At 66.0% G+C, this 14,249-nt stretch carries 6 protein-coding genes; 2 read left to right on the forward strand and 4 right to left on the reverse strand.

The features are described from left to right. Positions 1-57 precede the first annotated feature (57 nt). Both xdhB and xdhA read right to left on the reverse strand, forming a co-directional pair. Positions 58-2,481, reverse strand: a complete 2,424-nt coding sequence (gene xdhB, locus HS961_RS19875; RefSeq protein ID WP_182324974.1) for a xanthine dehydrogenase molybdopterin binding subunit — start codon at positions 2,479-2,481, stop codon at positions 58-60. 1 nt (position 2,482) lies between these two features. Continuing rightward, positions 2,483-4,084 carry a xanthine dehydrogenase small subunit gene (xdhA, locus tag HS961_RS19880; protein ID WP_182324976.1) on the reverse strand — a complete coding sequence of 534 codons (1,602 nt, stop codon included), beginning with the start codon at positions 4,082-4,084 and terminating at the stop codon, positions 2,483-2,485. A gap of 248 nt (positions 4,085-4,332) precedes the next feature. On the opposite strand from xdhA, the gene HS961_RS19885 reads away from it, so the two are divergent. Next, positions 4,333-5,556: a lytic murein transglycosylase gene (locus HS961_RS19885; RefSeq protein WP_182324978.1), complete on the forward strand. Its 1,224-nt coding sequence runs from the start codon at positions 4,333-4,335 to the stop codon at positions 5,554-5,556. Between the two features lie 18 nt (positions 5,557-5,574). Further along, a complete protein-coding gene (locus HS961_RS19890) occupies positions 5,575-5,895 on the forward strand; it encodes a heavy metal-binding domain-containing protein (RefSeq protein WP_182324980.1) in 321 nt (106 codons plus the stop codon). A gap of 51 nt (positions 5,896-5,946) precedes the next feature. On the opposite strand, the gene pbpC is transcribed toward HS961_RS19890, so the two are convergent. Together pbpC and HS961_RS19900 are read right to left on the reverse strand one after the other, a co-directional pair. Further along, positions 5,947-8,217, reverse strand: a complete 2,271-nt coding sequence (gene pbpC, locus HS961_RS19895; RefSeq protein WP_182324982.1) for a penicillin-binding protein 1C — start codon at positions 8,215-8,217, stop codon at positions 5,947-5,949. Further along, on the reverse strand, positions 8,214-14,183 hold the full coding sequence (locus tag HS961_RS19900; RefSeq protein ID WP_238347675.1) for an Ig-like domain-containing alpha-2-macroglobulin family protein: 5,970 nt from the start codon (positions 14,181-14,183) through the stop codon (positions 8,214-8,216). Before HS961_RS19900 ends, pbpC begins: the two co-directional genes overlap by 4 nt. Positions 14,184-14,249 lie beyond the last annotated feature (66 nt).

Genomic DNA, 14,249 nt, shown 5'->3' on the forward strand with positions numbered 1-14,249 from the left:
TTTCTATCGAAGGCGGCGAGTATCGCAGTTGCGGGCGCAACATGCCCGGCACCACCGTCAAAGTCTTGTCTGCACGGCCGCGATGGCGTCCAGCACCGCCTCGGCCGTAGCGGGTGCCCGCAACGGCGGGCAGCAGCCGGTCGCGCCGGTAGCAGCCACCGCATCGCGGATCGCAAAGAACACCGAGAACGGCAGCAGCAGCGGCGGCTCACCCACCGCCTTGCTGCGGTGGATGCTGTCATGCGGGTTGGCGCCGTCAAACAGCTGCACATTCAGCACCGGCGGGCAGTCGTTGGCGGTCGGGATCTTGTAGGTGCTGGGGGCATGGGTCATCAAGGCCCCCGTCTTGGGGTGCCAGACCAGCTGCTCCATCGTGAGCCAGCCCATGCCCTGGATAAAGGCGCCCTCCACCTGGCCAATGTCCACGGCCGGGTTCAGCGACTGGCCCACATCATGGATCACATCGGCGCGGAGCAGCTTGCTCTCGCCCGTCAAGCTGTCCACCACCACCTCGCTGACGGCCGCGCCGTAGGCAAAGTAAAAGAAGGGCCGACCGCGCATCGCTGCCCCGTCCCAAGACAGGCCAGGCGTCGCATAAAAGCCGTCGGACCAGAGCTGCACCCGCTCCAGATAGGCCTGCTTGACCAGCGCGGCAAAGCCCAAGGTCTGGCCGGCACAGTGCACCTCGTCGTTCACAAAGCGCACCGATGCCGGGTCCGCCCCATGCTGGGCCGCCAGGCAGGCGGCCAGGCGCTCGCGGATCTGGCGCGCTGCATCTTGCGCGGCCTTGCCGTTCAGGTCGGTACCGGTCGATGCGGCGGTGGCGGAGGTGTTGGCCACCTTGGTCGTGTCGGTGGCGGTCACCCGCACCCGCTCAAAGGCCACGCCCAGCTCATGCGCCACCACCTGGGCCACCTTGGTGTTCAGGCCCTGGCCCATCTCCGTGCCGCCGTGGTTGACCAGGATGGAGCCATCGTTGTAGACATGGACCAGCGCGCCGGCCTGGTTGAAATGCTTGACGTTGAAGGAGATGCCGAACTTGACGGGGGTCAGCGCCAGGCCGCGCTTGAGCACCGGGCTGCTCGCATTGAAGGCCTCCACCTGCGCGCGACGGGCGCGGTAGTCGCTGCGCGCCTCCAGCTGCTCCACCAGTTCATGGATGATGTTGTCGTCGACCTCTTGGCCGTAGGGCGTGCACTGCCCGCTGTCCTTGGCATAGAAGTTGGCGCGGCGCACATCGAGCGCATCCTTGCCCAGCTGCCGCGCGATGCCGTCCAGGATGTTCTCCATCACGATCGCGCCCTGCGGCCCGCCAAAGCCGCGAAAGGCGGTATTGCTCTGGGTATTGGTCTTGCCCATAAAGCCGCGCATGCGCACATTGGGCAGCCAGTAGGCATTGTCGAAGTGGCAGAGCGCACGGGTCATCACCGGCGCCGACAGATCGGCCGAATGCCCGGCCCGCGACACCATGGTCACCTCGGCGCCCAGAATGCGGCCGGCCTCGTCATAGCCAATGTCGTACTCGTACCAAAAGCAATGGCGCCGGCCGGTGACCATAAAGTCATCGTCGCGGTCCAGCCGCAGCTTGACGGGCCGGCCCAGCTTGCGCGCCGCCACCGCTGCCACGCAGGCAAACAGCGCTGATTGGGATTCCTTGCCGCCAAAGCCTCCGCCCATGCGCCGGCATTCCACATGCACTGCATGGGCCTGCACCCCCAGCGCATGCGCCACCAAGTGCTGCATCTCGCTGGGGTGCTGGGTGGAGCACAGCACATGCATGGCGCCGCCCTCCTTGGGGATCGCATAGCTGATCTGGCCTTCCAAGTAGAACTGCTCCTGGCCGCCCACCTCCCAGGTCCCCTGCAAGCGGTGCGGGGCCTGGGCAATGGCTTGGGGGGCGCCGCCGGTATCGGTCTCGCGCAGCAGCTGCATCGGCGGCACCACATACTGGCCCAGCGCATGGGCCTGCTGCGGCGTCAGCACCGGCTCGGCCTCTTCCACCTTGGCCAGCTTGCGGGCCAGTGCGGCCACGCGCCGTGCGGTTTGCCGGTCGCGGGCCAGCACTGCAAACATCGGCTGGCCCAGGTAGCGGATCTCGCCATCGCAGAGGATGGGGTCGTCATGGATGATGGAGCCGCAGTCATTGACGCCGGGAATATCGGCCGCCGTCAGCACCGCCACCACACCGGGCTGGGCGCGCAGCGCGTCCAGATCCAGCGACAGCAAACGGCCATGGGCCACGGGCGACAGGCCCAGTGCGCAGTGCAGGCTGCCGGCCAGCTCGGGCATGTCATCGATGTAGGCGGCCTCACCGGCCACATGCCAGGCGGCAGACTCATGGCTGCGGCTGATGCCGACCTGGTGGCCCTGCTGGCGGGCCTTGGCTTCCTGCGCCACATCGATGCGCGCCTTCTGGTTGTCGCGGTAATCGGCAAAGGCTTCGGCGCCAGCCAGTACATGCTTGGGGATGGAGGTGTTCATATCAGGCTCCTGTGGCTGCGGCCTCTGGGGCCTGGGCGCTGCTGACCAGGTGCGGCATGGCGGCCCAGACACTGGTGGCATCGGCAGCCAACGGAGCATCGGCCCGGGTCTCCAGCCACAGGCGCTGCAGCAGGTTCTGCGCCACCTTGAGGCGGTAGGCCGCGCTCGCCCGCATATCGCTCATCGGTTGAAAGTCTTCCGCCAGCGCTGCCTGGGCGCGCTGCACGGCCTGCGCCGTCCAGGCCTGGCCCAGCAGCGCAGCTTCGGCCTTGGCGGCGCGGCGCACCGTGGCCGCCATGCCGCCAAAGGCCAGGCGCACGGTCTCCACCTGGCCCCGGGCATCCAGCTGCAGCGAGAAGCCCGCGCACAGCGCCGAGATGTCGCAGTCAAAGCGCTTGCTGATCTTGTAGGCCCGCACCTGGCGTGCCTGCACCGCCAGCGGCACCCGCAGGCCCTGCACCCACTCGCCGGGCTCCAGCTGGTTCTTCATGTAGTCCACATAAAAATCGGTCAGCGGCATGCGCCGCAGGCGCTCGCCCAGGCGCAGCTCGATCTCGGCATCCAGCGCCATCAGCACCGGCGGGGCATCGCCAATCGGCGAGCCATTGGCCACATTGCCGCCCATGGTGCCGGCATGGCGCACGGGGGGCGATGCAAAGCGCAGCCAGACCTCCGTCAGCGCCGGAAAGCGCTGGGCCAGCGCGGCCCAGGCGGCCTCCAGCGAGGCGCCCGCGCCAATGCAGAGCATGCCATCGCGCTCTTGGATGCGGCGCAGCTCCGCCACCCGGCCAACCGCAATCAAATCGCCCAGCGGCCGGAACTGCTTGTTGATCCACAAGGCCACATCGGTGGTGCCGCCGATCAGGCGGGCATCAGGCAGCGCGGCGCGCAGCTGGGCCAGGCTGTCGATGCTGGCCGGCGCATGGAAGTGCTGGGGCTGGCCGCTGATGGGGCGGTAGGCATAGCTCCAGTCGGCATCGCTGCGCAGCGACTGCAAGGCAGTCACCACCGGCGCTGCATCCAGCTGGCGGGCGGGCAAGTCCAGCATCTGCTGGCCGGCGTCCAGAATGGGCCGGTAGCCGGTGCAGCGGCAGAGGTTGCCGCTCAGTGCATCGGCCAGCTGCTGGCGCGTGGGCGCGGCACCCTGCTGTGCCTGCTGCCGCTCATACACAGACCACAGCGACACCACAAAACCAGGGGTGCAAAAGCCGCATTGCGAGCCATGGCAGTCCACCATGGCCTGCTGCACCGGGTGCAGCGCGCTGCAGGGCTGGCCGGCATCCTTGGGCCGGCAGCTGGTCTTCATGTCCTCGACGGTGAACAGCGCCTTGCCATGCAGGCTGGGCAGCAGCTGGATGCAGGCATTGACGGTCTGCAGCTTGAGGCCTTGCACGGCCTGCGGATCGCCCGGCTCCGCCAGCTCGGCCAGCATCACCGTGCAGGCGCCGCAATCGCCTTCGTTGCAGCCTTCCTTGGTGCCCGTGCAGCGCGCGTCCTCGCGCAGCCAGTCCAGCACACTGCGTGTGGGGGCCAGGCCTTCAACTTCGGTGATACGGCCTTGGTGGTAGAAACGGATGGCTTGTGGGGCGGTCATGGGGCTCATGGTGGGGCTCGGTCGCGCATTGCCGCGCCGGTCTGCAAAACTGTGTACAAGCGTAGTGTGCCGCGCAGCGCCAGCCATAACAAGCCAGCGATAGGCGCTATGGTGCAGCGCATATATTTTTGGGTTTACCCGCATATCCCGGCGCTGCAAAAGCGTAAGCAATGGTCGCGACTTGCGGGTTTACCAGCGCTGTGGCCGGGGCAAGCAGGTATATTGCCTGGATGATGTTCCGCCGCCCCCTCCCCGCGATGCGCCAGCTCGCCACCGCCGCCAGCCTGGGCCTTGCCGCCTTCGCCGTTTTTGCCCAAACCAGCGCACCGCAAGAGCCGCCGAATCTGAGCGAGGCCGAGTTCCAGTCCTGCCTGAGCGAGCTGCGCAGCAGCAAGGCCTTTGCCGCCATCACCCCCGCCACCTTCAGCCAGTACACCGGGCAGCTCCAGCCCGATGCGACCGTGCTGCCCCTGCTCAACCGCCAGCCGGAGTTCACGATGCCCGTCTGGGATTACATCGCCGTGCTGGTCGATGAGCAGCGCGTGGCCGAAGGCCGCGCCGCCTATGCCAAGTGGAAGGACACCCTGGACAAGATCGAACAGAGCACGGGCGTATCCCCGCAGATCGTCATCGGCGTCTGGGGCGTGGAGAGCAACTTCGGCCAGAACCTGGGCGGCCGCTCCCTGGTGCAGTCGCTCGGCACCTTGTCCTGCTTTGGCCGCCGCCAGGCTTACTTCCGGGGTGAGTTCGCCAGCGCGCTGCGTATTCTGCAAGAAGGCCATATTGCCGAATCCAAGCTGGTGGGCTCCTGGGCCGGTGCCTTTGGCCAGACCCAGTTTATGCCCTCCACCTTCTTCCGCAGCGCTGTGGACTTTGACGGCGATGGGCGCCGCGACATCGTCGACAGCGTGCCCGATGCGCTGGCCTCGACCGCCACCTTTTTGAAGAACGCCGGCTACCGCCCGGGCCAGCCCTGGGGCTTTGAGGTGAAGCTGCCCGGCGGGTTCAGCACGGCAGATGCCGGCCGCAAGAACAAAAAGCCGCTCGCCTTCTGGCGCTCGGCCGGTGTCACCCTGGTCAATGGCGATCCGCTGCCGGATTCGCTGCCATCGGCTGGCCTGATGATTCCCGCCGCCGGTGGCCCGGCCTTCCTGGTGGGGCGCAATTTTGATGCGCTCTACAGCTACAACGCCTCGGAAAACTATGGCCTGGCCATTGCCCAGCTGTCCAATCTGGTGGCCGACACCCAGCAAAGCCAGATCAGCTTTGTCACCCCTTGGCCGACCGATGACCTGGGCCTGTCGCGCGCCCAGAACAAGGAGCTGCAGCAGGCGCTGCTGACCCGGGGTTATGCGATTGGCGAGCCCGATGGAATGATCGGGGCCAAGACGCGTGAGGCCATCAAGGCCGAGCAAAACCGCCTGGGCATGAAGGCCGATGGCCGCGCCGGCCAAAAGCTGCTGCGCGCGCTCGCCAACTGATCACGCTGGAGTTACCCCATGATCGTCACGACCACACCCAGCATTGAAGGCAAGCGCATCAGCCGCTACTGCGGCATCGTCAATGGCGAGGCTATCTTGGGCGCCAACTTTTTCAAGGACTGGTTTGCCGGCATCCGCGACATCGTCGGCGGCCGCTCGGGCACCTACGAGAAAGAGCTGCAAAAGGCCAGAGACATTGCACTGACCGAGCTGCAGGAGCGCGCCAAGGCGCTGGGCGCCAATGCCGTCGTCGGCATCGACCTGGACTATGAAGTGCTGGGCAAGGACAACGGCATGCTGATGGTCTCCGCCAGCGGCACCGCCGTCGTGGTTGATTAAGAAGCCGCTGTCAGCGCAGCAGCTGCCTCATTGCAGGCAGCTGCTGCATCCTTAACGCTTGGAGTGCTTCACGCCAGCGCCGCGCACTTCCAGGCGGATGCTGTCCAACACCTCGCCTTGCGCATTGACCAGCTCCACCTGGTGGCGGCCCGGCCAGGGCAGCCAGGCCCAGCGGGCGCCCCTTGCTACATCCTTGCCATCGATGCGCCAGCGCGCAGCGGCTGAATCAGCGACTAACTGCAGGCGCTGGCGGTCGGGTGGAATGTCCGGGTCTACCGCGACAATCGTGCCGTTAGCAGGGGCCAAGATGCGCACAGCGGGCGGTGCGGCAGAGCCATTGGCATCAGCAGATCGCCCAGCCAGGCTGCGGCCGCCCACCATTTCATCGACCCCGGTCGCCTGGCCATCGAGCGCAAAGCGTGGCTGCGCGGTGCCGGCCAAAAACCATTCTTCACGCCGCGCTTCCAGCGGAAAACCGGCCCCGGATTGGCCAGCAGGCGCCGCTCCAAAATCCACCCACTGCGCGCGCAAATCTGCCGGCGGCTTGGGCGCGCGGCTGGGCTGGCCCTGGTGCAAAAAGGCCATGATGCTGGCCCACACGGGCGCTGCACCGCTGGTGCCGCTGACCGAATGCATGGCCTCGCCGCTGGCATTGCCAATCCAGACGCCGACCGTGAAGCGGTCTGACCAGCCAACGGCCCAGTTGTCCCGCATGTCCTTGCTGGTGCCGGTTTTGACGGCTGCCCAGCTGCGTGTGCCCAGCACGCTGTCCATCCCAAAAGTGCGCACGCGGGCATTGCCATCGGCCAGCATATCGCCCACCACATAAGCCGCACCCGCATCCATGGCCTGGCGGAACTGCGGCTTGCCGCCACGCGCATAGGCCACCGGGCTGTAGCGCCCGCCATTGGCCAGCGCGCGGTAGGCATTGGTCAGCTGTACCAGCGGAATATCGGGGCTACCCAGCGCCAGGCTGTAGCCAAAATAGCTACCGCTCTCGCGCATCGGCATGCCCAGGCGCACCAGCTGGTCAAAGAAATCATCCACCCCGACCATCACCAGGGTGCGCACCGCCGGCACATTCAGCGACGCGCCGAGCGCCGTGCGCACCGACACCCAGCCCTTGAAGCTGCGGTCGTAGTTCTGCGGAATATAGAGGCCGCTGGCCGTCGGGATACGCGCTGGCGAATCCTCGATCAGCGACGCCGCCGTCAGCTTGTGCTCGGCAATCGCCTGGCCATAGAGAAAGGGCTTGAGGGTAGAGCCCGGCTGGCGTGGCGCCAGCACCGCATCCACCGCCTGCGCCTGGCTCAGTGCGCCCGATGAGCCCACCCAGGCGAGCACTTCACCGCTAGCGTTGTCCAGCACCAGCACGGCGCCGTCTTGTACATTGCTGCCCTGCAAGGCCTGCAGGTGCTGGCCCAGGCTGTCTACCGCAAAGCGCTGCAAAGGTGCGCTCAAGGTGGTGCGCAGGCTGGCGGCTGCCGTCTGCTTGCTGGCAGCGCCGGAGGTAGCTTGCCGCGCCTCACGCAGCGCAATGCGGCTGAAGTGCGGCGCAATGCCTTCGCTGGCATCAAAGGCGCGTTTTTTCAGTGCAATCTCGGTGAAAAACACCACTGCTTCGCAGTCCACTTTCGGGTCGCGCCGCATCTCCTTGAGCACGCCGCAGGCGCGCTGGCCCACTTGGGCGGGCCGCGCATTGGGCGCACGCACCAGTGCGGCGGCCACCGCTGCCTCGCGGTCATCCAGGCCATGCGGGGCCTTGTCAAACAGGGTGCGCGACAGCGCATCAATGCCCACCAGCTCGCCCCGGAAAGGCACCAGGTTCAGGTAGGCCTCCAGGATCTGGGTTTTCTGCCAGCGTCTATCCAGCACCTGGGCAGCCACTGTCTGGCCCACCTTTTGCACCACCGAGCGGCCGCCATTGCTGCGGCGCCAGTCGCCATCGAGCAGGCCCGCCAGCTGCATGCTGATGGTGCTGGCCCCGCGCGTGCGCTGGTTCCAGAGGTTGCCCCAGGCAGCGGAGGTCACGGCGGCCCAGTCCACCCCGGCGTGCTCATAAAAGCGCTTGTCCTCGCTCAGCAGCATGGCGGTGCGCAGCGCGGCCGATACATCGCCCAAGGCCACCCAGTCGCCCCGGCGCACGGTGCTGTCGGTGCGCACCCGCTGCAGCAGCTCGCCTTCGCGCGACAGCACGCGCGTCTCCGACGAGCTGAAATCCTGCCGCACCTCGCCATAGCTGGGCACAGCCTGGGCCAGTGGTGCATGCACCAGGCAGGCCAGGGCCAGCAGCCGCCAGCGGGCTATAGCGCGTAGCCTCATGGTGCGACGGGCACAACCGTCACCTTGGGATTCGGTGCCATGCCAAACATCTCGGGCGCATACAGCGCCTCGACGCGGGTCGATGGCAGCGCAAACTCTCCCGTGTTGTTGACCCGGTAGCTGTACTGCAGGCTGAGCTTGCCCTGCGGCAGGTAGCCGTAGTAGGCGCGGTAGCTCTCGAACGACCGCTCCTCAAACGCCTTCCAGCCCCAGCCGGTCGATTTCTCGCCCGCGGTGGACAGTGCCGAATCCCGGCCCAGGCCGCTGCCCAGGATGGTGGCGCCACCCGGGATCGGATCGGTGATCGCCACCCAGGTCATATTGGCGCTGGCGTTCACCTCCAGGGTCACGCGTAGCACATCGCCCCGGGTGTACTGGCCAGCGGGCAGGTTCTTGTTGGCCTGCTCCACCGCCACCACCGTTTTGCTGATGGTGTAGCCCGCCGACAGCGGCTGCTTGAGCGGCACCGCAGCCTGCGACTGCACCGTCAACCAAGGCTTGCCGGTGCCCTTTTGCTGCACCTTCAGGCTCTGGTTGCCACTGGCCCAGGGCAGGTCGATGGTGTTGTTCAGCCACTGCGCCACCTGCTCGGTCGGGCCGGGCATGCGCTTGCCGCCTTGGGCCAGCAACTTGATGGCGTCTTGCGCCTTGGTCACGCGGCTCCAGTCCACCGTGCCAGACTTGCCGGCCATGCTGGCCTCGGTCGTGCCGGTCACCGGGATCGACTCATAGGTGCGCGAGAAGCGCTCCAGCGCCAGCGCGCCCCAGAGGTTGGCCGTGGTCGTCGTCCAGGCACCACTCTTTTGGCGGCTGATAAAGCTGCTGGCCAAGCGCGGCATGTCGTCCTTCCAGGCTGGGTCGTCCATCACCACCAGCAGGAAACGCGCCAGGGTGGTATCGCCGTTTTGCATCAGCCACCACCAGTAGTCGTTGTTCTCGTTGGCGAACAGCACCTTGGTGCCCTGGTAGCTCAGGCGCGCGCGCAGGATCTGGTTGGCCTCTTCCATCAGCTTGCTGCGGTTGGGCGCATCCTTCATATGGCCCAGGATCGACAGCCAGTCCACCACGCTCTGGGTAGGCCAGTCGTTGGGCGCAATCTGGATGCTGGTCAGCATGCGCGGCTGGGCCTTGCCATAGAGCGCCAAGGCGTTGATGGCAGCGAGCTTGCGCACTTCCAGATCGGAGCGAGGGCTCCAGAACTTGCGCTCGATGCGGCCATCGATGAAGCGGGCCAGCGCGTCTTGCATGCGGCCCAGCGGCGCTGCGGGGATCGCAAAGGCCGGGTCAATCCGCTTCATCTCGAAAGCGGCCTGCAGCAAATGGGCGGTCAGCGCATCGCTGCCGGTGTTGCTGCTGCCCGCTTGCGGCGGGAAGTAGTTGGCCAGGCCATCGCCATCCAGGTAGGTGGGCAGGCGCTCCATCGTGCTCTTCCACAGCGCTGCATCCTGCATGCCGATGGATTTGCTCGTGGTCTGCTCCAGGCAGGCGTAGGGGTAGGCACGCCACCAGTCACGCACACCCGGCAGGCCTTCGGCCAGGCGCGGCACCAGCGACAGCTTGAGGCCACCCCGGCCGGGCAAGGCATCGGCCGGTGCGCTGACGGGCATATCGAGGCTGCCGTCCAGTTGCACCAGGGTCGCTTGCAGGGTCTCCACCGCCACAGCGGGCACCACGCGCTGGCTCACCTTGAGCGCATCGGCGGCATCACTTTGCTTGTCCTTGGCGCTGATCTCCCACAGCAGCTCGCCCTGGCGGCTTTGCGACATCTCGGCCGGTGCCGTCACGCTCCAGCTCACGGTGCGGGCCTCGTTGGCGGCGATCTCCACCGTCTGCGGCTCCAGCTGCAGCAAGGTCGCCTTGGGGGTGACCAGCACCTGCATGGGCTTGTTGGTGGTGTTGCGCAGGGTGACCTGGGCGTCATAGCGGTCACTATCGCGCACCAGCGGCGGCAGGCCGCTGATGATCTGCAGCTCCTGCGAGGTGCGGATCTGCGTGCTGCCAGTGCCAAACAGCTCCAGCCCGCTCTCGGCCACGGCTACGATCTTGAAGCTGGTGAGCGCGTCGTTGAGCGGCACATCCACCTCGGCGCGGCCGTTCGCATCCAGCACCACATTGGGCTGCCACAGCAGCAGGGTGTCGAGCAGCTCACGGGTCTGGCCATTGCCACCGCCGCCGCCCGCCGCCACCGCCTTGCGGCCATAGTGGCGCCGGCCAATGATCTCCATCTGGGCGGTGGAGGTCTCCACGCCCCAGGACCGCTTTTGGTACATGGCTTCGAGCAGCGCCCAGGTGTCATTGCTCTTGAGCTCCAGCAGCGCCTGGTCCACCGCGGCCACCGACACGGCAGCACCTGCAGCTGGCTTGCCATTAGGCAGCTTGGCTTCGATGGTCACCTTGGCAGTGTTGCGAATGCGGTAGTTTTCCTTGTCGCTCTTGACGGTCACGGCCAGTTGGCGGTCGGCAATGCCGACACGGATCTCGGCCGCACCCAGGCGGTAGGCAGGCTTGGACAGGTCCACCAGGGCCGTCGGGGCCACATATTCCTTGCCCTCGTACCAGAACGAGGTCCACCATTCACGCGGCGATTTGAAGCCCCAGGTGAAGAAGCTGTACCAAGGCACTTCGCGCAGGCGGCCACGCAGGGCCATCACGCTGACATAGACATTCGGGCCCCAGCCCTCTTGCACCTTCAGGCTGACCGTGGGGTCGTCGCCGCGCAGGGTGATGACCTGGCTGGACAGCACGCCTTCACGCTCCACCGTCACCAGCGCCGTCGCTTCGCGGAAGGGCATGCGCACCTGGAAGCGTGCGGTGTCGCCCACCTTGTAGGATTTCTTTTCCGGCAGCAGGTCCATGCGGTCGGTGTCTTCACCGCCAAACCACAGCTCGCCCTGCTTGGTCACCCAGACCGAGGTCGCAGCCTTGGAGCTGCGGTTCTTGTCATCGGTCGCCTCGGCGATCAGCTCGGTCTCGCCGCCTTCGTTCAGCTGGGTGTCGCAGGCCAGCAGGCCCTTGGCATCGCTCTTGCCACTGCAGACAATGCCCAGGTCCTTGTAGCTCTCATGGTTCTCGTAGCTGTAGAAGCCGCCGACCATGCGCTTGCGGGTGGAGGTGACCACACGCGCCACCGCGCGCACCTGCAGCTTGACGCCAGAGACGGGCTTGCCCGAGGGTGTCAGCGACAGTGCCTGGAAGCTCAGCTTTTTATCGGTAGAAGCCCAGTTCTCGGCCTTGATGCCGGCGACCACCGAGGCAGGCCAGATCACGCTGTGGTTGCTGATGGTCTGCACCTCACCATTGGGGTCGGAGAAGCTGGCCTCCAGCAGCAGATCCTGCGGCGCCACGGACGTAGGCACCTCCTCGATCACGGCCTTGCCCACGCCATTGGCGTCCAGGGTCAGCGCCAGCTTGTCGGCAATCACGCGGCGGTCATTGCTGTAGTCCTCGCCGTCGTTGCCCGCACCGGGCAGTTTGCGGCTCAGGTAAGGCCGGCCGAACGAGAACGTGTCGTAGTCCTCAAAGCTCACCGCATGCGACTGGATCGCGGCCGAGACCTTGACGGCCTCCTTGGCCGCTGCGCCACCCGACAGATAAGACAGCTGCACCTGCGCGCCCAGCTTGCCGGGTTGCACAATCGGTGCTGGCACATCGGGTGTCACACTGCCTTTGAACACCGGCAGCCGGTACTCTTCCACCCGGAACGAGGTGGTCTGCATCTCCATCGAGCCCCATTTGCCCTTGCCGCCCTTGAGGCTGATGCTGTAGCTGCCCAGCTTGGCCGATTTGGGAATCTTGAACTCCGACACCGCCGACAGGCCCTGGCCTGGGCGGTCCCAGCTGATGGGCAGCACAAACTCATCGTTGCTGCCCTGGTGGGTAATGACCACCTGGTTGGGCAACTGCTCCTTGCCGGGCAGGCCCAGGCCGCCCATGGTCTGGCTGCGGATCAGGTGCTTCATCGACACCGTCTCGCCAGCGCGCAGCAGGCTGCGGTCCAGCACCGTGTGGGCGATGACATCCTGCACGGGGCTGCTGTCGGTTTCCAGGTTGAAGCGCCAGCTCTCGATACCGCGTTGCCAATCGCTCCAGACAAAGGCCATGTCCTGCTTGCCGTCAACCGTGGCGCGGGCGCTCACAAAATAGGCCGAGTTGGTGTCGCTGTTGGCGCCAGCCTCGCAGCGCACCTGCGCCTGGGTGTCGAGCTTGTCAAAACGGGCCACGCCGTCCTTGTCCGTCGTGCCTTGTACCAAGGTCTTGCCATCGCAGGTGGAGATGCGCACCTGGGCATTGGCCACCGGCTTGCCCTTGTCCAGGCTGGTCACCCAGGCCATGGCGTTTTCGCGGCCGAGCTTGAAATGCACGCCCAAATTCGTCACCAACGCAGAGCTGCGCACATACATCACGCGGCGGGCGCTGTCGTAGTCCGTGTTCAGCAGCGCATCGCCCAGCATCGGCGAGGCGATTTCGACCACATGGAAACCGGTCTCCAGCGGAATGCCCACCACCTCGAAGGGGCGCGGGTCCTTGCTGTCGGTCTTGGGCAGGGCCAGCTTCTTGCCGCTGGCCTGGCCGTCGAGCAGCGAGAGCATGCGCGTCTCGACATTCTGTTTGTCACCATCGGGCAGCACATTGGGCAGCAGGCTCTTGCTATCCAGTGCGGCCTGTTTACGGCTGACCTGCCAGTTGTCCCAGCGCTGCAGCTTGCGGTACCAGCGGATGATGTCGGCATCGCTTTGCAGCTGCAGGGTCGAGACGGTGCCCTTGTCCTCAATCGACAGGCCCTGGATCTGCAGGTCTTGCTCCACATTGCGCAAGGTCACCGGGAACATGGCCGGGCCCTTGTCACCTTCGGCAAAGCGCTCGACCACGCCAAAGGGCGAGGCGGCAAATTTGGCCAGGGGCGGCATCAGGCCGCTTTGTACCTGCAGCGGGAACAGGTTGGCATTCGCCAGCGGCCGGTCGGATTCGTCCTTGAAGCCCTGGGGCAGGACGATGCGCATCGTCTCCTTCTCGCCAAACGGCGGCGCAAACTGCAGGCGGCTGACTTCGCTGTCATCGCCATCATCGGCAAAGCTGGCCTTGACCCGGCCCTTGGAAGTCTCCAGATAGATGCCTTCAGCCAGCTTGCGGTCCACCGAGGCGCTGAAGAACACATTGAGCGGGCGGATCGGTAGGCAGCCGGCTTGCGCATTGGCACGCTCGCAGCTGAACTCGGCCGTGAAGGGCGGGCGCACCTGGTAGTCAAAACGGCGTTCGCGGGTCTGTTTGACGCCGTTGTCCGTGCTCACCCCTGCACCCACCACCAGGCTCATCTGCGCGCCCTCAGGCAGCGCGCGCTGGCATTGCAAGGCCACATAGCGGCGCGGCTTTTGCTGCAGTGCATCGCGGCCAAACTGGCTTTGCATGAAATGGTCGGACTCCGAGGCATGCAAGAGCCGCACCGGAATGCGCTCGCCAATGCCCTTGACCGCGCACCAGCTGCTTTCTTCAACGCTGGAGGTCACCACATCGGCATTGAACTGCAGGCCAAAGAACTGGCGGCTGTCGAGCGCCTGGTAGCTGCCGGGCACAATGCGCGTCACCGATGGGCCACCGGTCGCAAAGCTGTATTTGGCAGCGCCCTTGACCGGCTCGCCAGCGGCATCCTTGAGGTTGGCGACCTTCTCGACCGTGCAGCGCACCCCTGGAGGTAGGTCATCGGCCAGGTCAAACACCCATTCACGGGGGCCCGTCCAGCGTCCTGTTCCCTGGCTCTGGGCCTGTTTGTTGTCGCAGTCCAGCTTGACCGGCGCGGCCGCGCGCAGATCACCCATCGGCACCACGGCCGCATCGAACTTGACGACTATTTGCCGGACCCGGGCTACCTCACCCTGCGGTGACACCGATGTGATAGTTGTGGCATGGGCCGACAGGCCCAGCGCTGCCCAGCCTGCGCCCGCCAGCCAGCGTTGTAATGTTGTATTCACGGAGCTCTCCCCTAGGATGGTGAGAGCGTACCAAAATTAGCCTGCCGGAGTGTGGGCTAGCCGCCC

Origin of the sequence: Comamonas piscis (assembly GCF_014109725.1) — a bacterium.
Lineage (GTDB): Bacteria > Pseudomonadota > Gammaproteobacteria > Burkholderiales > Burkholderiaceae_C > Comamonas > Comamonas piscis.

Coding starts and splice junctions, on each gene's coding strand:
- HS961_RS19890 (WP_182324980.1), top strand. CDS start 5,575: ATGATCGTCACGACCACACCCAGCATTGAAGGCAAGCGCATCAGCCGC.
- xdhA (WP_182324976.1), bottom strand. CDS start 4,084: ATGAGCCCCATGACCGCCCCACAAGCCATCCGTTTCTACCACCAAGGC.
- HS961_RS19885 (WP_182324978.1), top strand. CDS start 4,333: ATGCGCCAGCTCGCCACCGCCGCCAGCCTGGGCCTTGCCGCCTTCGCC.
- pbpC (WP_182324982.1), bottom strand. CDS start 8,217: ATGAGGCTACGCGCTATAGCCCGCTGGCGGCTGCTGGCCCTGGCCTGC.
- xdhB (WP_182324974.1), bottom strand. CDS start 2,481: ATGAACACCTCCATCCCCAAGCATGTACTGGCTGGCGCCGAAGCCTTT.